The sequence below is a fragment of the Deltaproteobacteria bacterium genome, from assembly GCA_020845895.1.
Lineage (GTDB): Bacteria > Lernaellota > Lernaellaia > JACKCT01 > JACKCT01 > JADLEX01.
The window spans coordinates 1-21,252 of sequence record JADLEX010000081.1 but is presented as its reverse complement, the minus strand read 5'-3'; the positions used below and the strand labels follow the sequence as shown (position 1 = coordinate 21,252).

Annotated in this window: 16 protein-coding genes; 6 read left to right on the top strand and 10 right to left on the bottom strand. The window is 64.1% G+C overall.

Annotated features, from left to right (window positions below; translation table 11 throughout):
* Window positions 1-1,215, top strand: a 1,215-nt coding sequence (locus IT350_10920; protein MCC6158553.1) for a glutamate--cysteine ligase, incomplete at its 5' end; no start/stop codon positions are given.
* Window positions 1,208-1,918, top strand: coding sequence for an N-formylglutamate amidohydrolase (locus IT350_10915; protein MCC6158552.1), 711 nt, complete (start codon window positions 1,208-1,210; stop codon window positions 1,916-1,918). The genes IT350_10920 and IT350_10915, both read left to right, overlap by 8 nt.
* A 10-nt stretch (window positions 1,919-1,928) precedes the next feature.
* On the opposite strand, the gene IT350_10910 is transcribed toward IT350_10915, so the two are convergent.
* The 4 genes from IT350_10910 to IT350_10895 all read right to left on the bottom strand — a co-directional run bounded on the left by IT350_10910 (window position 1,929) and on the right by IT350_10895 (window position 7,047).
* Window positions 1,929-3,227 carry a hypothetical protein gene (locus IT350_10910; GenBank protein ID MCC6158551.1) on the bottom strand — a complete coding sequence of 433 codons (1,299 nt, stop codon included), beginning with the start codon at window positions 3,225-3,227 and terminating at the stop codon, window positions 1,929-1,931.
* An 11-nt stretch (window positions 3,228-3,238) separates the two neighbouring features.
* Window positions 3,239-4,573: a hypothetical protein gene (locus IT350_10905; protein MCC6158550.1), complete on the bottom strand. Its 1,335-nt coding sequence runs from the start codon at window positions 4,571-4,573 to the stop codon at window positions 3,239-3,241.
* 108 nt (window positions 4,574-4,681) lie between these two features.
* Window positions 4,682-6,097: a hypothetical protein gene (locus tag IT350_10900; GenBank protein MCC6158549.1), complete on the bottom strand. Its 1,416-nt coding sequence runs from the start codon at window positions 6,095-6,097 to the stop codon at window positions 4,682-4,684.
* A gap of 134 nt (window positions 6,098-6,231) precedes the next feature.
* The gene (locus IT350_10895; GenBank protein MCC6158548.1) at window positions 6,232-7,047 is read right to left on the bottom strand and encodes an amidohydrolase family protein; all 816 of its coding nucleotides are present in this window, start codon (window positions 7,045-7,047) and stop codon (window positions 6,232-6,234) included.
* Between the two features lie 149 nt (window positions 7,048-7,196).
* Here IT350_10895 and IT350_10890 point away from each other — a divergent pair, with 149 nt between their 5' ends.
* Together IT350_10890 and IT350_10885 are read left to right on the top strand one after the other, a co-directional pair.
* A complete protein-coding gene (locus IT350_10890) occupies window positions 7,197-7,904 on the top strand; it encodes a pentapeptide repeat-containing protein (GenBank protein MCC6158547.1) in 708 nt (235 codons plus the stop codon).
* 186 nt (window positions 7,905-8,090) lie between these two features.
* Complete coding sequence (locus tag IT350_10885) at window positions 8,091-11,018, top strand: hypothetical protein (GenBank protein ID MCC6158546.1); 2,928 nt, start codon at window positions 8,091-8,093, stop codon at window positions 11,016-11,018.
* On the opposite strand, the gene IT350_10880 is transcribed toward IT350_10885, so the two are convergent.
* Window positions 11,019-14,783 (bottom strand): hypothetical protein, encoded by a 3,765-nt coding sequence (locus tag IT350_10880; protein MCC6158545.1) that lies wholly within the window; start codon window positions 14,781-14,783, stop codon window positions 11,019-11,021.
* A 154-nt stretch (window positions 14,784-14,937) separates the two neighbouring features.
* On the opposite strand from IT350_10880, the gene IT350_10875 reads away from it, so the two are divergent.
* Window positions 14,938-15,831, top strand: a complete 894-nt coding sequence (locus tag IT350_10875) for a DMT family transporter (GenBank protein MCC6158544.1) — start codon at window positions 14,938-14,940, stop codon at window positions 15,829-15,831.
* A gap of 127 nt (window positions 15,832-15,958) precedes the next feature.
* Here the strand turns inward: IT350_10875 and IT350_10870 are convergent, their stop codons facing one another.
* Complete coding sequence (locus IT350_10870; GenBank protein MCC6158543.1) at window positions 15,959-16,864, bottom strand: alpha/beta fold hydrolase; 906 nt, start codon at window positions 16,862-16,864, stop codon at window positions 15,959-15,961.
* Window positions 16,865-17,037: 173 nt separating this feature from the next.
* Here IT350_10870 and IT350_10865 point away from each other — a divergent pair, with 173 nt between their 5' ends.
* Window positions 17,038-18,153, top strand: coding sequence for a saccharopine dehydrogenase NADP-binding domain-containing protein (locus IT350_10865; GenBank protein MCC6158542.1), 1,116 nt, complete (start codon window positions 17,038-17,040; stop codon window positions 18,151-18,153).
* 50 nt (window positions 18,154-18,203) lie between these two features.
* On the opposite strand, the gene IT350_10860 is transcribed toward IT350_10865, so the two are convergent.
* The 4 genes from IT350_10860 to IT350_10845 all read right to left on the bottom strand — a co-directional run.
* Window positions 18,204-18,371, bottom strand: a complete 168-nt coding sequence (locus IT350_10860; protein ID MCC6158541.1) for a hypothetical protein — start codon at window positions 18,369-18,371, stop codon at window positions 18,204-18,206.
* 39 nt (window positions 18,372-18,410) lie between these two features.
* Complete coding sequence (locus IT350_10855; GenBank protein ID MCC6158540.1) at window positions 18,411-19,058, bottom strand: DUF1566 domain-containing protein; 648 nt, start codon at window positions 19,056-19,058, stop codon at window positions 18,411-18,413.
* 7 nt (window positions 19,059-19,065) lie between these two features.
* On the bottom strand, window positions 19,066-20,970 hold the full coding sequence (locus IT350_10850) for a hypothetical protein (protein ID MCC6158539.1): 1,905 nt from the start codon (window positions 20,968-20,970) through the stop codon (window positions 19,066-19,068).
* A 16-nt stretch (window positions 20,971-20,986) separates the two neighbouring features.
* On the bottom strand, window positions 20,987-21,252 hold a 266-nt coding region (locus IT350_10845), incomplete at its 5' end, for a hypothetical protein (protein MCC6158538.1).

Genomic DNA, 21,252 nt, shown 5'->3' with positions numbered 1-21,252 from the left:
CTCTTCGACGGTGTCGGCATCGAGATCGAGTCCATGATCGTCGATGCGCGCACGCTCGACGTGGCCCCGATCAGCGACGCCCTGCTCGACGCGCACGCGCAGGCGCACCGCGACGACGACCCCATCGAGTGGTCGAACGAGCTGGTCCTTCACGTCATCGAATTCAAGACGAACGGTCCGGCCGCATCGCTCGACGGTCTCGCGGATGCGTTCGCCGAACACGCGCGGCGTGCGGACGCCATCGCGCGCGAACGCGGCGCGCGGCTGCTCGGCACCGGCGCGCACCCGTGGATGGACCCGCTCACGCAGACGCGCCTGTGGCCGCACGACTTCAACGCCGTGTACGAGGCGTACAATCGCATCTTCGACTGCCGGGGACACGGCTGGTCGAATCTCCAATCGACGCACATCAATCTGCCCTTCGCGAACGACGAAGAGTTCGGACGGCTGCATGCGGCCATCCGGCTCGTCCTGCCGATCATTCCCGCGCTCGCCGCGTCGTCGCCGATTCTCGACGGTGGGGACACGGGCTATCTCGACGCGCGGCTCGACCAGTACCTGAAAAACCAGATCCGTATTCCTTCGCTGAACGGACCGCTGATCCCCGAACCCGTTTTCGACGAGTCGGCGTATCGCCGCGTGATCCTCGATCCCATGTATCGCGACATCGAGGCGCACGATCCCGACAAGATCCTGCGGGAGGAATGGCTCAATTCGCGCGGTGCGATCGCCCGATTCGGACGCGGCTCGATCGAGATCCGCCTGCTCGACACGCAGGAGTGCCCCGCGGTCGATCTCGCCGTCGTCACGCTCGTCGTCGAGACCGTCCGCGCGCTGACGAACGGGACCTTCGCCTCACACGCGCGCCAGAGGTCGTTCGCGACGGACGGCTTGCGCGAGACGTTTCTCGCGTGCGTGCGGGATGCCGATCTCGCGACGATCGACGACGAGGAGTACCTCGGCCTGTGGGGCGTCGAAGACGATCCTTGCGCGGCCGGCGAGGTGTGGCGCGCCATCGCCGATGCGCTGGAAGACCGCGGGGTGGACGCGATCCGGCGCGAGCGGCCGCGGCTCGACATGATCTTCGATCGCGGAACGCTGGCCCGGCGGATTCGCCGCGCCGCGCTCATGGAACCGACGCGCGCACGCCTGTACTCGGTGTACGGCCGCGTCGCGGATTGCATGGTGTCGGGCGAGATGTTCGTCGATGCGTGAGTGGCGCGTGGTCATCACGTGCGAGCACGCCGGCCGCACGATCCCCGCGTTCGTGCGACGCGAAGTGCGGATCCCGCGCGATACGCTGATGAGCCACCGGGGTTGGGACGCGGGCGCGCTCGATCTCGCGCGACGGTTTCGCGACGACCTGCACGCCCCGCTCCACGCGTTTTCGATCACCCGACTGGTCGTGGACGCGAACCGTTCGCCCGAAAGCCCGGAGGTCTTCTCCGAGTACTCACGCGCGCTGGACGACGCGGCGCGGACCGAACTGCTCGACCGGCATCATGCGCGTTTTCGCGACAAGGTCCTCCGGCTGATCACGCGTTTGCAGAATCGCGGAATCGGCGTGATCCACCTGTCTGTTCACTCGTTCACACCGATCTGGAAAGGCCGCGCGCGGCCGACCGACATCGGGATTCTCTTCGATCCGAAAAGCCGCGACGAGGCGATGTTTGCCCGATCATGGATGCGTCGATTGCGCGGCGCGGGAGACTGGGCGGTCCACGCGAACAAGCCCTATCGCGGGACAGACGACGGCCACACGACAACCCTACGCGACGTGAACGTGAACGGGTATGTCGGTCTCGAGATCGAGATCAACCGGAAATTCGTCGACACGTCCGGGTGGTCCGACCTGTGCACGCACGTCGTCGCGACGTTTCGCGACGCACTCTCCGCTTGGAACGCACGCCGTTCCTGACGCCTGACTCTCAGCCCGTGATCTGGATGATCCGCACCTGCAAGGGACCGTAGGGAATCGTCACGCGTCCGTCGTCGTCCGCCGTGAAGACCTCTCCGGTCGTGTAATCGACGACGCACGCCGGATCGCCCAGCGGCGACAGATCGAGCGAAACCGTAGAGATGCGGTCGTTGGTCGAAACCGTGAACACCCACGACGAACCCGCGTCCTGTTTCACCACGTAGTCGAAGAGCGTCGGCATGGCGGTTTCGACGGCGAGGTTCGCGTTCATGTTCGGCGACAGCACCAGACGCGTCAGCTCGTTGATTTCGGCGACCGTCTCCAAAAAGCTTGCCCAGATCTCGGGCTGCGCGTGGATCGTGTAATCGCCGGTGTAGTTCCACGGAATCAGCCCGCTCGCGCCGTGGACGATGAACTGCCACGCCATGTTGCGCATCTCATGGCCGTTGGGGTGGTACTCGGTGTCCTCGATGTCGTGATAACGATCCCAACTGAACGCCTGCATCACGCCGATGATCGGCTTCGTGCCGGCGGTCGCGACCTTCGCTTCTTCCATCACGACCTTGACGTAGACAAGCGGCGCCCAGTCGGACGGATAGGGATCGACCATGAAGATCGCGCAGTCGTCCACGTACAGCGCGAAATCGTTCATCGGGGCATCCACGAGCATGTCGGGGTGATCGGGGTCGTAGGTCGAGAGCACCTCGTGCATCCGACCGGTCAGCTCCTTATCGGTTCCATCGAGGCCGGGTTCGTCGAAGGTGTACCAGCCGAAAAGCGCGCCCTGGTCGCTTCGCGCTTCGAGTTCCGCGGCCAGATCTTCCTCCGGCCGCGTCAGCACATCGCCCCGCGACGACCACGGGTCGAAGATCATCATGAGCCCCGCGTCGGCGGCGCGCTCGAGCATGTCGATCTGTTCCGCGAGCGAATCGCCCGAGCAGCAACCCGGACGGTTGAGCCCGATGTTGAAGCCCTCGGCGCGGTAGCTCGCCATGCCCTCGTCGTCTTCGGGCGCGCGATAAAAGCCCATGGGGAAGAACTTCTGATCGTTCACCGTGATGAACAGATCGCCGTCCCAGGACACGACCGACGGACCCGACAGATCGGGTTCGGGCCACGCCTCGGGCGCACTGGGTTCGCACGCACGGGGCGCGGCGTCGGCGGCCAGACCCTCCGTCTCGTCGTCGTCGCCCGCCGCCTGCGGCTTGTCGAGCCCGTGCACATAGACGTTGTCCGCGCGTTCCGCGTCCGGCGTGCAACCGGTCGCCCAGATGATTGCGATGGCAAATACGCAATTCCAGAACTTCATGTTGTGCCTCGTCATGGCGTGGTCCCCGCGTAGATGGCCTCGGCCAGTGTCGTTACGGTTCCGCGCAGGCCGTCGGCGGGCGGATCGTAGAACAGCGGGCCGACCGGGAGCGGGATCGGGGGCAGCGCGAGTTCGACGCCGAGAAATTCGAGCAGGCCGTTCGCGTCGGAAATCCAGAACCAGTCGGGCAGAATCTCGTGGACGTCGTCCGGGCCTCCGTCGAGAAACGCGAGGCCGAGGCTCTCGGTCATGTCCACGATGCCCTGCCAGTTGGCGCTCTCCTCGTCGGTCAAATCGCCCATCACCGGGATGCGATACGGCTCGCCATTGTCCCAATGGCCATTGTCGTTTTCGTCCACGTATCCCGCCACGTCGTTGGTCTGCGGGTCGGTCTCGTCGCGCACGGCGGCGAATCCCGCGGCGAACGCGCGCAGCCCGTGGCCCATCTCCACCGCCGCCGTTTCGAGTTCCTGCTCGCCCCCGGGAAGAAAGGTCAGAAAGTCGGGGTAATCCTCGTCGCCCAGGATTTCGAGGATCACTCCCGCGTAGTGGTGAACGACCTCGGTCGGCGTGGCGCCCTCGGGCGGCGGTTGCAGGGCGAAGGTCGAAAAGTTGAAATCGACGTCAAACGACAGCAGCGCGTGCGCCACGAACTGCCAGAGCCCGATAAACGTGCGGATGGTGCCGACGTCGGCGATGTCCCACTCGCCCGGGACGTCGAGCGTCGTCTCGCCGTCGTCCACCCAGAGCGGGAAGGTGTCGAGCGCGATCGTCGCGCCGGCGTGATCCTGCTCGATCTCGTCCGCAAGCCGCGCCATCTCGGCGTTGATCGGCAGCATCTGATATCGGAACGTGGTCTGAATCGTCGTGCCGAGGCTGCGAAACGTCGCGTGCGGGGCGGGATTGTAGTCCGCAAGGTAATCGACCCACTCGTGCGTCCAGACCATGTACCACTGCACGTCGGACAGCAGCAGACCGTAGCGCGCGACCCCGCTGCCGGGGCAGGCCGCGAGGGCCGCCGTGAACTCGGCGTACGCCTCTTGCGGTTCGAGTTCGGAGAGCTTCGCCCGGCCCGCCTCGATCAGCGGATCGTGCGTCGCGAGGTCGCACGGCTCCGTGTCGTCATCGGCGTCGTCATCCGCATCGTCGTCGACGTCATCGTCGGCATCGTCGTCCGCGTCGTCGTCGGGCAGCGGCGCCCAGGTGTCGTCGTCAGCCCCGGTGTCATCGTCGTCGTCCACGAGCACCATGCCGTCGGAGTCGTCGTCATCGTCCGAGAAGCCGCAACCGATCGCGACCGCGCAAAGACACGTCGCGATCATACCCAACACGATTCTTTGTTTCACGAATAACCCCCGCGAGTACGCGGCGGGCTGCGAATGGCGCTCGGCGAATTCGCGGCCCGACCGGGCGCGAAGATTCTTACACCCAACCGGGCGCGTGGGCAATGAAAATCAGACGGCGGATTCGATGAACGCGTTCGTGACGCGGTCGGTGAGTTCGCGCGCTTCTTCTTCCTCGAACCGAAAACGATCGCACACGTAATTCATGTAAAAGCGACGGTTGTGCACGCGCGTGGTGAGACCGAGACCGAGCGTGCGCGAGATCGACGCCGATGAGTGGATGTCGTCGATGACGAAGTCCCCCGCGCCGAGGATGACCGAGTCCATCGTCTGGCGGCCGTTCTCGATGCGCGGCCAGACCGTGCCGAGATTCGAGAGATAAAACGTGCAGCCGATCCGCTCGATGATGCGCCGCACGAGCGCGAGTCGCTTCTCCAGCGGCAGAACGCGCGTCGTCTGCACGATGTGGCGCAGCGTATTGTAGAATTGAACGTCAATGCCGCGCCCGAGCTGATCCTTGCGCACGTCGCGAAAGTACCGGATGAGCGCGTCGAGGTCCGCGTCCTTGTGCCCGCCGGAAACGAAATTGAGCCCGGCGAGCCCCGCCCCGGTATTATCGCCCAGCGGCATGCGCCCCGTGAGGCTGGTGATGAGCATGAAGCGAAACTTGTCGACGGTTTCGCCGCGCTCGAGATTCCACCGACTGATGACCCGGCGCGCGCACGCGAAGATGAGATCGTTCACCGTCGCCTCGTTGCGCCGCGCCCGCTCGGTGAGCCCCGCGAGCAGCTTCGGATCGTCGAGCACGTAGCGAATGCTGATGCGCCCCATGTGCTCGGCGACCGGCAGGATGCGCCGCGTGCGGATGTTCGCGATGCTTTTTTCGGGATTTTTCACGAGCACGTCGTACACCTGCTCGCGGGCGAACCGCCCGAGCCGAATCGGCTTGACGAAACCTTCCTTGCGCACCAGCGCCGCCATGCCCAGCGATTCGGCCCATTCGGGCCGCGAGCCCTTCACGCGTTCGTGATAGCCCTCGAGCATGCGCGTCACGAGCCGGTACGCCTTCGCCGGGTCCATGACGCTGTGATGAAAGACAATCGAGAAGATGTACTGGTCGTCGGCGACGCGCACGAGGAAGCAGCGGAACGGAAACTCGCGGCGCACGTCGATGCGCCGCCGGGTGCGCTCCGCGTGAAAGCGCGTGGAGAACTCCATCGGCTCGAAGGGCTGACCGGGCAGCGTCGCCATGTGGCGGCAGTCTTCGATCACCAGCCGGTTGGGGACCTCGTTGTTGAAGACCCAGACCGGCAGGTAGAAGAGACCCCGGTGTTTCTCGGTCAGGTTGCAGTTGAAGACGGGGATCTCGCGGATCGCCACGTCGTAGGCCTCGGCAATCGCGCGGTGGTCGATGTGTCCGCGAAACTGCATCTGCGTGAAGTCGGTCTTCGGATAGTCCTTCGACTCCACGGCCATCGCGTATTCGGAAAAGTGGTCGAGGACTGCCGTGTAGGATTCCGTGGTCATGGGGCCTTCCCGGCAAGGCGGCATACGTGCCGCGCGGATGATCGTGATCGCGATGGAACCAATGTAACGAAAAACCGGCGCCGCGGACAAGGCGTAAAGCCCTGTTGCCGCGACGCCGGTTGTGGTTCGCGCGACTACTCGAGGCCGAGTGCGCGGGCCGCGTTCTTGTAGAAGAAATACGGCTTCGCGTCGTCCTTCACGAGCTTCATCCATTCCTCGGCGATGGCGAAATCCAGACAGGGGAAATTCGTTCCGAAGATGGCTTTGCGCTTCAGCGGACCGTTGATCATCGTCAGGGCCTGCTGCGGCAGATAGCGCGGATGAAGACCCGTGAAATCGATAAACATGTTGTCGTGGCGGTTCGCGACCATGAGGCCGAGTTCGCCGAAGCCGTACCCCGCGTGCGCCATGACCAGTTTAAGGCCCGGGAAATCGACCGCCACCTGATCGATGTGCTTCGGATCGCCGAAGTCGATCGCCTTGCCCGGGTTGTAGTGGACGCTGCTGTGAATGACGACGCACTTCTTCTTTTCCTCGCTCAAGGCGTAACCGGGATAGTTGCGCCGATCCTCGGCGTAGATGCCGCTGAGGTAGGGGCCCATGTTCCATCCGCAAAGGCCGAATTCGTCGTAGGCCTGACGCAGCGTCTCGACGCAGTCGCGAATCCCCTTATCGAGCTTCGCGCCCGCGAGACCCACGTACGCGTCAGGATACTGGCGACAGGTATCGGCGACGATTTGGTTGCCGCCGGCGTCGCCCGAGAAGATGACGCCTCTCGTCACGCCCGCGGCTCTCATGTCCACGATGGACTCCTCGAAGCCCTTGATCGTGATGAGGTGTTGCGTGTGGTAGATCTCGACGTAGCGGCGGAATTCGGGAATCGGCGTGGGGTAAAGGTCTTTGTAGTACCATTCGGTCCGCGGACGAACGCGGAAATCCAGGATCTCCATGGGGGTCCCCCTCAATCAAAAAGAACTGTCGGGAAACAGACGGAGGGATGATAGTCTACCGATCCGGTAGGGATCAAGGACGAACTTGCACGCGCCGGATTTTCGACCGGATTTTCCAGACGCGACGCACGGGGCGAAATCGCGGTAAAATGCCAAGGATGCACGACGAAACTCCATCCCCATCAGGGTCCGATCCCGCCGCGCCGATTTCGCAGGACGAGGCGGTCCGCATGTTGCGCAGCGGTTACGTGCAGACGTGGAACGAACTGCGGCGGACCGAGCCGGAATGGAAACCCGTGCTGGAAGGCGCGCGGATCGGCGGGGCGCAGCTCGGCGGCATCGATCTCGCCGGAGCACGGCTCGTTCGCGCTTACCTGGTGGACGCGGTGCTCGAAGGGGCGGACCTGCGACATGCGGACCTCAAGCACGCGACGCTCGCGGCGGCCGATCTGCGTCGCGCGCATCTCGAGGGCGCGCAGCTCTTTCACGCCAATGCCGAGGGAGCGGACCTTCGCGGTGCGCACTTCGCGGGCGCGGCGCTGCGCGACGCCTATCTGCGGGGCGCAATTCTCTCCGGGACGGATCTGTCGGGTCTGAACCTGAGTTGGACGCAGCTTGCCGGTGCGCGGCTCGATCAGGCGAATCTCGCGGCGGCGAACCTCGAAGAGGCGGATCTGTCCGAGGCGGTGCTCGACGGCGCGGACCTGACGAATGCGATCCTGCGCGGAGCGGATCTGTCGGGGGCGTCCCTGCGCGGCGCAAAGCTCGAAGGGGCTGACCTTTCCGGAGCGAATCTCGACGACGCGGATCTGTCCGGCGCGGATCTCACGCTCGCCATCGGCGCTCCGAAGGCGTGAACGAAACTCGCCCGGCGTTCGTGTCGCGTCGCTTACAAGAACGAAACTTCTCGCGACGCCGGGGATGGTATCGCGGCGGATCGTGCTACAATTCATCGATTATCGGTTCGTCGCCGATGATCGGTTCGTCGCCGATGATCGGTTCGTCGCGTTGAGGGAACAGGTACGTTCTTGAGTCGAGCGGGCGTGCTGATCCTATTCATGATTGCGCTGGCTCTGTCCGACGCCGGATGCGGGGGCGGAAGCGGCGAAGAAACGCGTTCGGCGAATTCCGCTGATGACGACGACGACGTCCCCATCGACGACGATTCGTCTCCCGATGACGACTCGGCGGACGACGATGCGTCAGATGACGACGCATCGGACGATGACGCATCGGACGACGACCACACGGACAACTCGCCGCCGGTGCTCGACGCCATCGGCCCACGCTCCACGGGCGAGAGCGAAGAACTCGAATTCGCGATTTCCGCCACGGACGCCGACGGCGACGACCTGACGTTCTCGGCGACGAATCTGCCGCCCGGCGCGATTTTCGATGAGGACACCGCGACGTTTTCCTGGGCGCCCGTTTTGGGGCAGGCGGGCACGTGGCCGGGGGTGCGTTTTCTGGTGACCGACGGGCATGCGGTCGATGAAGAATCGATCACGATCAGCGTGGGCGACGCGAACTTCGCGCCGGTCCTCGAACCCATCGGCCCGCAGTCGATCGACGAAGGCGAATTGCTCGTCCTCGTCCTGAACGCGGCCGATCCCGACGGCGATCCGGTGACGTACACGGTGGATACCGTCCCGTCCGGCGCGCTCTTCTTCCCGGCGTACGGCGTGTTCCTGTGGACTCCGGATCAGGATCAAGCCGGCGATTACGCCGTGACCTTCGGCGCGACCGACGGCATGGCGAGCACGACCGAGGACGTGGACATCGCGGTGGGATCGATCAACCTCGCGCCGCGCCGCATTCTGCCGCTGAACGACGTGGGGTTCGACGAGGATGCGGATGCCGAGGACATCCTCGACTATGACTTGTTCTTCGTGGACGGCGACGGCGATCCGCTGACCTTCACGTTCGCCGGCGAGTCTCCCCTCACGCTTTCGGTGGATGGCGAAAACCGGTTGGACGCGAGCGCGCCGCCGGACTGGAACGGGACGATCGAAAACGTCACCGTCACCGCGACCGATCCCGATGGCCTGAGCGCGTCGGGCGTGTTCGATATCCACGTGAATCCCGTCAACGACGCGCCCGTCATCGTCTCGACACCCGGGGTGGCCGCCTCGCTGGGATCAAACTACACCTACGACATCGTCGTGAACGACATCGACGCGAGCGACCACATCGACTACGAGATTTTGCAGGGGCCCTCGGGCGCTTTCATCAACGGCGTGAACGGGCGGCTGACGTGGACGCCGCAACCACAGCACTGGGGTTCGCCGCAACATTACCGCATCAAGGTCACCGACCTCGGCGGACTGTCCGACGAACAGGAATGGGACGTGGCGGTCAGCGCGACGACCATTCGCGGAAACGTCTTCGACGTCTTCACGGGTTCGCCGGCGGCGGGAGAACTCGTCGCTCTCGTCGATCGAACGAGCGGGCAGGCGCTGCGCAACACGCACTCCGACGCGCAGGGCGACTACGAGATCCCTTACTACCCGTCCGACCTCGCCAATTCCGAGCTGGAGTTCTCGAACGGCAGCAACGCATTCCGGCAGACGCGCGCGTCGTTGCCGGTGACGGTCGAGGGCGAAATCACCGTCGACCATCCCCTCGTCCCCGTGACGTTTCAGAATCAGCAGAAGATTCTGGAGCGCGACGTTCCGGTCTGCGACCTGGACGCCGACGGCGTGAGCGAGGCCGGCGACTGCCCCGTCTTCCCCGTGCCGGTCACGGTCGGAGTGGGCTTCTCGGACAGTACCGCGATCACCGAGGCGCTCGACCGGCTCGAAGACCTCGCCGGCGACTCGCTCTTCATCGCGTCGGGGACGCCGCAGACCGGCGGTCTGCACTTCACGCACGACGCGGGTTGCGGCGCGTACGAATACGTGGGCGACGGCGAGGTGTGTTTCGGATCAACGGCCCCCGTACGCGAGGACGTGGTGCGCGGCATCCTCGAGTTGTTCGGGTATCGCGAGGACACCGAGGTCCTGGGCGATCTCGACATCAACAATGGCTTCGCGACGGGCGCGTTCACGCACGAAGACGCGAGCCTGGTGCTGCTCGTGCGCGCGCTCATCGAGAACGGCTATTTCGAAACCTACGACTTTCTCGCGCCGCTCTGGACGCTGGAAGGCGATGACGCGGTCTTTACGATGGAAGATGTCGCCGGGAATTCGCAGGGCGTCGTGAACGGGACGTACCCCAACTACGAGATCCGCGGCCGCCTGCGCGTGATCGGCACCCTCGTGGTGCTGCCCGGAACGCATATCCGCATGAACTTCGCCCTCGAGGTGACCGGCGCGATCATCGCCCTCGGCGATGCGGATTCCCCGATCGTTTTTGAGGGGATAAAGGCCGAGCCCGGCGCGTGGGGAAAGGTATCGCTCGATCAGACGAGCGGCGCGCCGTCGGTCTTCGAATACGTCTCGTTCGAGAACGCCACGCTGGGCCTGTCGCTCGTCGGCGTCCAAAACCCGTTCCCGAATATCGAAAACTGCGACTTTCGCGCGAGTCACGCCGGGCTCGCGGTCTGGGAGCCCTCGCCCGACGCCTCCGCGACCATCGCGAATTCTCTGTTTTCGTCGGGTGGTGCGGGCATCTGGTGGTCGGCCGGCGGCGCCCACATCGTCAACAGCGTGTTCGCGCTCAATCGGGAATCTATCTTCTTCGGCGAATGCACGGCGAGCACGACGCGCAACTCGATTTCTTTCCAGAACGACAGGACGCTCGCGGGCGACGCGTGCGTGCAGTTTCTGTATTCCGACATCCTCGACACGGTTTCCGCGCCGGGCGGCACGGGGTCGATGTCGGTCAATCCGCAGTTCGAGTCGGCGTCGGATTTCCGGCTCAAACCGCAGAGCACGCTGATCAACGCGGGGGACCCTTCCGCGATCTACAACGATCCCGACGCGAGCCGAAACGACATGGGCCTCTACGGCGGGCCGAAGGCCCGCGATTAGCTAACACCCGCAGCAGGACCCGCCGGAGTCGTCGTCGCCCGATTCGCCGCCGTCGGGAGACGCATCATCGTCACCCGCCGCGTCGTCGTCCGCATCGTCGTTGCCGGTCGAATCGTCATCTCCCGCGCCGTCGTCGTCCTGATCGTCGTCATTCGCGTCGTCGTCCGAATCGTCGTCGGCGTCGTCATCGGGCGCGACGCATGAGTCCTTGGCGTCGTCGCAAATCGTTCCGTCATCGCACGGGTTCCCGCTCGACGCGCACGACGAGCCTTCTTCGTTGCAGGTTTCCTCGCCGTTACAGAACAGTCCATCATCGACGCAGGGATCTCCGGGGCTCTCGCACGCGTCGGACTCTTCGTTGCACTGCTCGACGCCGTTGCAGAACTCGCCGTCGTCGGCGCAGGGCTTACCGCTCGACGCGCAGGCGCCGGCGACCTCGTCGCAGCTCTCCTCGCCGTTGCAGAACAGGCCGTCATCGGGGCACGGCGGATCGGCCACTCCGCACTCGTCCGCGCTTTCGTCGCAGTATTCAAGCCCGTTGCAGAAGACGTCGTCCGACGGACAGGGGTTTCCCTCCGACTCGCAGGCATCGGCGTTCTCGTCGCAAACTTCATCGCCATTGCAAAACTTGCCGTCGTCCACGCACGGAGGATCGCTCGTGACGCAGGCGTCGCCGCCTTCGTTGCACGTCGTCTCGCCGTTGCACCAAAGACCGTCCTCGACGCACGGGCGATCGACCCGCACGCACGCGTTCACGTCTTCGTCGCAGGTCTCCGTCCCGTTGCAAAACTGGCCGTCGGCTGGGCAGGGATCGCCGGGCGACTGGCACGTGTCGTCGGACTCGCGGCAGAACTCGTTGCCGTTGCAGAAGAGTCCATCGCTCGAGCACGGCGAACCGGTGTGCGACGAGCACGATCCGCCCGAGCACGTGTCCGCGCCGTTGCACCACTCACCGTCGTCGCAGGTGACGCCGTCCTGATCGGTCCACGAGGTGGTCGACTGGCTCACCACGCACTCTCGACACGGATCTCCGCCCGGGCTCGCGCCGTCGGCCCAGCACGTCCCGTCGATCAAGCACCCGATGCACGGTTTGAATTTCACCGTCTGGTAGTCGTAAAACGTCTGCGCGACGTCGGCGCTGCCGGTGCCGAAGACGTCGCCCGAGGCGTTGACGGCGACGTCCCGGAAGATGTTCTCTCGTCCCTGCCCGCCGTCGTAACGCTTCTCCCACTCGAACTCGCCGTCGGGACCGTATTTGACGATCACGTAGTCCGACGCAAAGAAGTTCGACGTGCCGCCGACATAGACACCGCCCTCGACGTCGAGGTCGATCGCGACCGCCACGTCGCGCGGCGGGCCGCCGGGGCCGTCGTAGGACGCGACCCACATTTCGTCGCCGTTTGCGTCGTAGGCGACGGTCACGATGTTGTCGCTGCCCCCCGAACCGAACGACGTACCCGTGGCGAAGACGTTGCCCGCCGCGTCCACCGCCAGATCGACCGCCGCGTCGCGAAACGCAGCGTCACCGTCGTAGGTCGCGCTCCATTGCTCGTCGCCGTCCGTATCGTAGGCGGCGGTGAAGTAGTCGAGGAATCCCGTCGTGCGCCAGACGTAACCCGTCACGTAGGCGTTGCCGTCCGCGTCCGTCACGACCTGATACCCCTCGTCGGACAGGTGCGCCGCGCCGTCCACGCGAACGACCCAGGCTTCGTCGCCGGACGGGCTGTATTTGATCAGCACGAGGTCGCGCCCCGTGCCGACACCCTGCGAATAGCCCGCGACGAAAAGGTTTCCGGTGCCGTCGAACGAGAGGCCGCGCGGCCGATCGGGTCCGCCCGCCGGACCGTCGTAGATCGCGTCCCACTGGAACACACCCGCCGCGTTCCATTTCGCGAGCGCGATGTTGACGCCGCCGGTCACGCCGTCCGATTCGCCGACGACGATCACGTTGCCCTGCTTGTCGATGACGACGCGCCGGGCGTTGTCCGCGCCGCCCGCGTCGCCCTCGTAGCGCGCGCGCCATTGCTCCACGCCGTTCGCGGCCAGATGCGCGACCGCGAAATCAGTGTCGCCGGGATCGCCAGAAACCGGATTCACCGACGGACCCGCGACGGCGATGTCGCCCGCGTCGCCCCGCGCGATGTCGCGGCCCTCGTCGAACTGCGCTCCCGCGCCGCCGTCGAAGCGATGCTCCCACGCGACGTTTCCATCCGTGTCATACTTGACCGTGCACATGTCGTCGCCGGCGTCGCTCGACCAGCACCGGCCCGTGACGACCACGCCTCCGTCCGTCGTCGCCGCCAGCGCGAAGGGCTCGTCCACCACGACCGAGGGATCGCCCGGACCCGCGTAGGTCGCGCTCCACGCCGTCGCGCCCGCCGCCGTGTCGACCTCCACCTCGATGTCGCAGCAGTCGAAGGGCACGAGCGCCGCGCGTCCCAGTCCGTCGTCCGACCCGTGCAACGCTCCCGACAGCGCGGCCAGCACGCCGCCGGCGGACGAGAAGTGCGTCGTCTGCGTGATGCCGACGACCATCCAGTCCCCGCCGAGCGCCGCGAGCGTCGTCGGCGCGTCGCCCATCGTGTCGAATGACCCCGCCGTCGCGCTCCACGCCGTGTCGCCGTCCGGCTCGACGCGCACGAGGCGGTGCCGGAACTCGTCCACCGCCGTTTGCTCGTGACCCGCGCACATGAGCGCCGCGCCGTCCCACACCGCGTCCGCAAAGACGGCGTCGCCATCCGGTGCGGGGAATGTCCGATCCCAGTCGAACGAGCCGTCGGTGAGATAACGCAGCGCCACGCCCTCGGCGTCTCCGGCGGCGGACTCCACCTGCCCCACGACGTACGCGACGCCGGCCGAATCGACCTGAACGGCCGCGGCGGAATCGAATCCCGAATCGCCGTCGTATCGCGCGTCCCATTCGGGGAGGCCGAGATCCGAGTACGCCACCGTCTGAACATCGCGATCCGCCCCGTCCTCGATCCAACCGGTCACGACGATCCGGTCGCCGCCGCGCGCGATGTCGGTGGGGACCTCATCGCCCGTCCCGCCGAAGACGCGCAGCCAGATCGGGCTGCCGCCGGGCGCGTACGCGTGAGCCGCCATCTGCATGCCGGTGATCGACGAACGCAGGATTCCGGCAACGACGATGTTCCCCGCGCTGTCGAAGGTCAGCGCGACCGCATCGTCGTCGAGGCTGTCCGCGCCATTGAGAAACTGCGTCCACTCCACATTGCCCGTGGGACCATCGACACGCGCGATCAGCCAATCGCGGCCGGAGAACGACGTCTGCGTCCAGCCGACGACGATCACGTCGCCGTCGGCCGTCATGGCGGCGTCGGTCGGCACGTCGTCGAGGTGATCGAGCCCGTCCAGCCGCGCGACCCACTGTTCGTTTCCCGCGGAGTTGTATTTGACGACAACGACGTCCCGCCGCGCGCCCGCGGCATAAGACGATCCGACCGCGAACACATTGCCGCCCCATCCCAGCACGCGCACGGCCTTGTCCGTGTTCGATCCGGCGCCCGTGTATCGGCGTTCCCAGTGGAACTGCATCGCGTAGTCGGAGAGCGCGGCCGTCGCGTCGGCGTCGTTCGATGCGGTGAGACGCTGAACCGAGGAATCGGGCGCTGGGGGATTCGGTGCGGGCAGTTCGTCCGCGACGTTGCACGACAGCGCGAGCGCGACGATCGCGCACAACGGCACGAGCCGCACCGCGCGAAGTTGGCGGCCGAGGATTCGAATCGAGCGATTGCGCTGCGGCAACGGCGAACTCGACGAAGGGGCAAGATGTATCGACGCCCGTCCCTTATACCATGCGGGCCGGCCGTGTCCGTAGTGATCCCGATTACATTCGATGTCCGCTCTTCGTTTGCCCAGATGCACTCGGACTTTCGCGGCATCCGTGATAACAGGGCGCATGCCGCGCAAGACCCTGCTCCTGCTCATCGCCATGAACATCCTGTGGGCGGGCACGTACTCGGCCACCAAGGTGCTGATGGGCAAAGCGCCGTTTTTTGTCATCACCACGCTGCGTTATGCGTGCGCCGCGCTTCCGCTGCTCTTCATCGCGTCGCGCCAGGGCGGTCTGCGCATGAGCCTGCGCGATTTCGCCCTGTGCGCCGTGATGGGCGTCGCCACGTTTAGCGCGTGCCCCTGGCTGATGTACGCCGGTGTGGAACTCAGCCGCGCTTCCGACGCCGCGATCCTCACCTCCACCGAGCCGCTGCTCGCGTCGCTCGGCGCGTGGGTCTTTTTGCGCGAGCATCTCGACCGCCGCGTAATGATCGGCCTCGTGCTCGCCTTCGGCGGCGCGGCGGTGCTCTCCGAATTTTGGCGAGGCGAGGGCGCGGTGAACCCGGTGGGGACGGCGCTCATCCTCGGCGGCGTGTGTTTCGAGGCGTTCTACTCGGTGATCGGCAAATCGCTGCTGCGTCGCGAGGGCCCGCTCAAGATCACCGCCGTCGCCCTGCTCGCGGCGTGCGTCGTCAATCTGTCGGTGATCGGTGTGCGCGGCCAGTGGGTATACGCGCGGGCACTGGGCGCGGCGGACTGGGTGCTGCTCGCGGGCTTCCTCGCGATGATCTGCACCGTCATCGGCTACACCTTCTGGTTCGTGGCGCTTCGCGAGGGCGCGGTGGCGAACGTCGCGGTCACGATTTTCGTGCAACCGGTGGCGGGGATTCTCGTTGCGTGGGCGTGGGTGCACGAAACGCCCACCGCCACGCAGATCGCGGGCGCGGCGCTCATCCTCGTCGCGGTGGCCGTTTCGGTCACGGCGCACCGCGCGCCGGACCCCGTTCTCGGCGGGTAAAGGGATCTGAAGTCGATCGGGGCATGTGGCACAGCCGCCCCCGGCTGTGCATCGTCCCGCACCGGCGAGGGCGCCTGTGCCACATACGTCAGCGGCGAGCCGAACACGTTCCCATTGCACACAGCCGCTAAGCCGAAGGCAGTCGCCCGATCACTTCAGCGATTGTCCGCGCGATGACCTCCGGCACCTCTTCCTGCAAAAAGTGCCCGGCCTTCGTCATCGTCACCGGCGCGTCCGGCAGCACGCCCGTCACGCGCTTGAGAGCGCGGCCGAGCACCGGATCGCGCTCGCCCCACACGATGGCCGACGGTCCTGCGAATCCGCGCACGAACGTCTCCACTTCGCGCAGCGGTTCGATGGTCGGATGCGTCAGCGAGTCCGGCACCATGCGAGAGAGCGCGAGCGCGGCGACGTTCTCGCGGATCGACCGCAGGGGGTAGCGGTACGCCCACGCGGCCTCGGCGTCGATGGACTTCGGATCGCCCTGCACGCGGCCGAGATACGCCTGCGGAAAACCGAACAGCCGAAAAACGACATCGGAGACGATCGGCATCTTCGCGAACTTGTGAAAGGTCGTCGGGCGAAACCCCTCGCGCGGCGGCGCGAGCACGGTGTTGAGCACAACGAGCCCGGCCATCGCTCCCGGAACGCGCGACGCCGCGAGCGCGCCGATCGCGCCGCCCCAATCCTGCAGCACGAAGACCGCGTCGCGGATCTCGAGCGCGCGAAGCAGCCCCGCCATCAGGCGGCCGTGCTCCGCGAGCGTGTGCCGGCGCGCATCGCGCCACTTCGTCGAAAACCCGAGCCCCGGCAGGTCGGGCATCACGAGACGCAGCGGCGCGCCCTGCAGCGCGAACGCGATCTTGCGATAGAGAAACGACCACGTGGGATTGCCGTGCAGCAAAAACACGGTGCGTCCCGCGCCCTGCTCCATCACGTGAAAGTCCATGTCCTCGACACGAACGACGTAACGCTCAAAAGGGGCTTGTCGCGTGAGGCGCGCGGGCCAGGCGGGTGGATCCAGTCGCGTCATGTCCTTGCTCCCGGGGGATTGACGAAGCGTATGCGCCCGGCCGCGAAAAAACAAAACGACGCGGCGCAGGTTCCGTCGCATTTTTTTCTTGAGCGCGCCGCCGGACACGGCTACCATGCCTGCGCTATTCGTGCGGGCAATCTCGTACATCGTTCGATTTTGGGGGTGTGGCGATGCGTGTGATCGTGATGGGCGGCGCGGGGGATATGGGCAGCAAGGCGGTTGAGGATCTTGCGATGTCCGAGGGCGTCGCGCACGTCACCATCGCCGACCGGAACATCGAGGGCGCGCGGACGATTGCCGCGCGGCTCGCGGACAAGGGCGCGTCGGTGGACGTGAAGGCCGTGGACGCGAACAACCACGGCGAGCTCGTCGTCGCAATGAAGGGGCACGACGTGGCCGCGTCGGCGCTCGGGCCGTTTCACCGGTTCGAGGCCAAGCTCGTGCGCGCGGCCGTCGAGGCGGGCGTGCATTACGCGAGCATCTGCGACGAATGGGACGCGGCGCAGGCCGTTTTCGATCAATACGACGAACCCGCGAAAAAAGCGGGCGTGACCGTGGTGACGTGCCTGGGCGCGAGCCCCGGCTCGACGAGCATCGGCTTTCGGCTGCTGCACGACGAATTCGATTCGGTGAAGTGCGTGGACGTGTACTGCTACCAGCCGCTCGACGCGGGCGGCGGCGCGGCGGTGATCCAGCACATGCTCTACATCATGACCGGCGAGATCGCCGTGTGGCGCGGCGGCAAGCGCGTCATGGTCAAGGCTCTCTCCGAGCAACGCACCATTGAGTTCCCCAAATACGGGCGCATCAAGCTGTGGAACATGGGCCACGCCGAGCCGATGACCATCCCGCGCTTCTTCCCGAAGATCGAAGAGGTGAATTTCTTCATGGGCTACGGCACGGCGGCCGAGGCCATCGTCTATCCCGCCAAGTGGGGATTCTTCACGACGCCTTCGCGCGTGGACATGGGGACGAAGGTGCTGCTCGCCGTCGAAAAGCTCACGCACAAACCCGAACCCGCGTGGGGCTCGCTGCGCATCGACGTGCAGGGCATCAAGGACGGCCGCCCGGCCCAGCGAACGCTCTGCGGCGTCGGCCAGATGCGCGAGGTGACGGGGCTCTCGCTCTCCATCGGCACGCAGATGCTCGCGAAGGGTCAGCTCACGGTGACCGGCGGCGGCGTCTATGCGCCCGAGGCGTGCTTCGATCCCAAGGTCGCCGTCGCCGCATTCAAGGCCAAGGGGATTCAGGTCTTCGAAGATGTGGCGATGACGCGGCCGTTTTGACGAAAAGAGCCCCGGGACGGCGCGTCCCGGGGCCGGAATGAATAGGTGGATCAGCCGAGGATTTCGGCGGTCTGGCCGGACGGAGTCGGTGCGGGCGGTTCGGATTTGGCGACCGCCGGAGCGCTCTTCGCGCCGTTGCCTTTGCTCTTGACCGTGGGCGTCGCGGCCCGGCGGTTCGGTTCGACGAGTTGGGGATTGTGTTCACGAAATCCTGCCACGGAATCCCTCCGAATCTCCGAATCAATATTCATATTGCATCATATATCACTTCTTACGCATATCGTTCGCGCGTTGTCTTCTCCGCCCAAACCGATCCCGCCAGCGGAAAAATCCAAAGTCCACCTATTCAAGTCGGGGGTCTCAGTGCTCGACCAATAATGTATACAATTATCGGATATTTCACTTGGGCCATAACATCCTCTTTCTGGACCATTACCTGGCTCGCAGAAGCAATTTGTCGCGCCACGACATGTTTCATCAGCGCACTCATCCGTAACGCCGCAAGCTCCGCCCGGCACTGTAAACGGACATCCTCGAATCAGAGTTCGCAATTCGGAAATCGTTGGCATACGCCAATCATCGTAACCTGCCAGTTTCGATGCTCGACATATGTCTGAAGAAACAGCTGGTCGTGCATCACACGATGGATCGGTTTCCCACATGAGTCCCGCCGATTCGTCCAGCCATACTTTTTCGACACCGGGTGTGTCATCGATACACCACTCATCATCGACATCATCATTTGCATCCACGATGTCGTCGTTCGAAATATCATCTTTTTCATTGTTCACGCAACCGCATTCGATTGTCAAACAACCGACAACAATGATCGCTGCAAGCAATATGAACACATTGTCGTCCGAACCAATGATAAGCTCCACTGTAGATGCGATATTTTTGCCCACACAACCGCTAAGCATCTTGAATACTATCTTTCAATATGCCAAATCCATCTGGATGGCCAATCTCTCGTTCGTTTCGAATATTTGCACACCAGAACACTGCCGTTGTTCGAAAGCGCCCTCCTTCCTCTCGTAAATCGTTAATTATATCAACTGACTGCGGGGCAATGTTCACAATCGCATATTCGCCAATAGTAACACGGGAGCCGTCTTGATTGCCCCCAATCGCCCTGAACCAGTTGATGGCACTCCAACGGTCGAATCTGCCGGGCAATCTGGGACTCACGGGAACATGAGTATCGGTCACAGCTCGACGAACATCTGCCGCACTTGTAAATATATCTCGGTGCCGACGTGGCTCTAGCCAATAGATAAAGAAATTTCTGTGGCCCCAATTTCTAAGAAATACTCCATATCCCGGTTGCACGATCTCGCCCAGTTCTTCATATTGATACATATTTCCAGTTCTCGGGTTCTTCGCAAATGGATAAATATACAAACCATCGCCGCGATTCTCGTGAAACCAGTTCCGGCCCGACCCATCAACTCCGACTGGAAATCCTGAATCCGGATAAACCTGAAGGGCGTGCCAAGCAACGAACGCCGTGCACCACCCGTCGGGCTGATTCCTCCACTCATTGCTGTTGTCTTGTTTGTCCCACGGCATCCCGTTGCGCCTGGTCCAAGCCGTGAATACATCGTTCTTGGCTGATTGAAGAATCCGATTTCGATTGATCTCCCCCGCATCGTATGTTGGGGCGTTTGCAGGATTCGGGGGCATGTCGTGGAGAAGCAAATTTTTGCGAAATTCGGAGATCTCGTTTTTCAGGTTCAGCGAATTGGAGTCATCGACTTTCATGTTGGTATCGTACGTGTTGTCGAGAATGATATCGCCGTTCAATTGAATCGCCACGGACTCGATTATCATAGCCGCGCCGGAATGATCCGCCCCGTACAATTCGATGCTGACATCCCGAAATGAATCCGGATTGATGAAGGAGCCACGCACGTCGTCGATGGTTCGCCGAACGATCAACGCCTTCCCCCATTGTTCGGCGTGCCAAACGGCCAACATTCCCTCAGTGGGTCGAGTTCGCCGTTCAGGGTCGCGCATGATGACGTGATTGAATATGTCGTCGCCGATGACTGGCAGAAAATTTTCATTCAATTGTGCGATCGGTATCGTCAGCACTCCATTTGGCGGATCCGTTACTGGATAGTACCGCGCGCCTTGCAAATAGGTAAATCCGGTCCCTTCGGCATGAATTTCAAATTCCAACGCGGGTTGGTTCGGCCCTTTCGGGCCAAAAACGACGCGCCCACGTACAGAGCGCCCGTTTAGAATACTGGGAATTCGAATTCGGATCTCCGTGTCTCGCAGAAACCCGAGGTACCACGGGGGATGCAACAAATCGAATCGCGCCCAGGGCGTCTGACTTGGCCTCAAGAAGGGAACGAACTCTTCCGTCGGCCATCCGGGGTCTCCCGCAGGCGGAATGGGGTCGGGTGGCGGCTCCGGAACCGGCGGCGGTAGCGGATCGCCGCCCATTCGCATTGGCAGTCCGCGTCGGCGACGGAACTGCATCATTCGATTGAGCAGCCGAACGCGAACTCGATCACGTAGCGGCTGATCTTCGCCAAGAATCTCGTTCATGATCGCGTAAACTGCGGACCTCGAACCGGAATGTGGAGGCGCCGACCCGGTCACATTGACGACAAACAATTCTCGTCCTGAGCTACCATCCGTATCTTCTTCGCGGAAGTATTCGGTGAACTCCAAGGCCTCGCGCAGAGCCGCCTTCAGCGTCTCGCGGTCGGCCCGCGCATGCGCCGAGTGGAGCGGCACCCACGCCGTGCGGCCGTTGTGCGTCCGCCTGACGATGGGGACGCACCCTTCGAGCATCGCGTCGAGCATGCTCGTACCCTACGCCTTATTCTTCCGCGACGGAATCCGTCTTCGCGACGATCTGCTGCCCGTCCGGCACGGTGTCCTTGCCCTGATTGATCGCCTCGTCGTTGAAACGCACCTGATTCGCGCCGACGAGCAGCGACCGCGAGGTCAGCACAATCCCATAATACGCCGCGCTTTTCGCGAGGGTCGCGTTCAGGATCTGCAACTCCGCCGCCGCGGGGATGTCCGGTCCGCCGGTCGTTTGATCGGGAATCGACTTGAGGATCACGAGCGCGCTGTCCTGCT

Excerpts from the sequence above, each read along its gene's own strand:
- IT350_10910 (MCC6158551.1), bottom strand. The coding sequence starts at position 3,227 with ATGAAGTTCTGGAATTGCGTATTTGCCATCGCAATCATCTGGGCGACC.
- IT350_10895 (MCC6158548.1), bottom strand. The coding sequence starts at position 7,047 with ATGGAGATCCTGGATTTCCGCGTTCGTCCGCGGACCGAATGGTACTAC.
- IT350_10870 (MCC6158543.1), bottom strand. The coding sequence starts at position 16,864 with ATGACGCGACTGGATCCACCCGCCTGGCCCGCGCGCCTCACGCGACAA.
- IT350_10865 (MCC6158542.1), top strand. The coding sequence starts at position 17,038 with ATGCGTGTGATCGTGATGGGCGGCGCGGGGGATATGGGCAGCAAGGCG.
- IT350_10850 (MCC6158539.1), bottom strand. The coding sequence starts at position 20,970 with ATGCTCGACGCGATGCTCGAAGGGTGCGTCCCCATCGTCAGGCGGACG.
- IT350_10915 (MCC6158552.1), top strand. The coding sequence starts at position 1,208 with ATGCGTGAGTGGCGCGTGGTCATCACGTGCGAGCACGCCGGCCGCACG.
- IT350_10890 (MCC6158547.1), top strand. The coding sequence starts at position 7,197 with ATGCCAAGGATGCACGACGAAACTCCATCCCCATCAGGGTCCGATCCC.
- IT350_10875 (MCC6158544.1), top strand. The coding sequence starts at position 14,938 with ATGCCGCGCAAGACCCTGCTCCTGCTCATCGCCATGAACATCCTGTGG.
- IT350_10900 (MCC6158549.1), bottom strand. The coding sequence starts at position 6,097 with ATGACCACGGAATCCTACACGGCAGTCCTCGACCACTTTTCCGAATAC.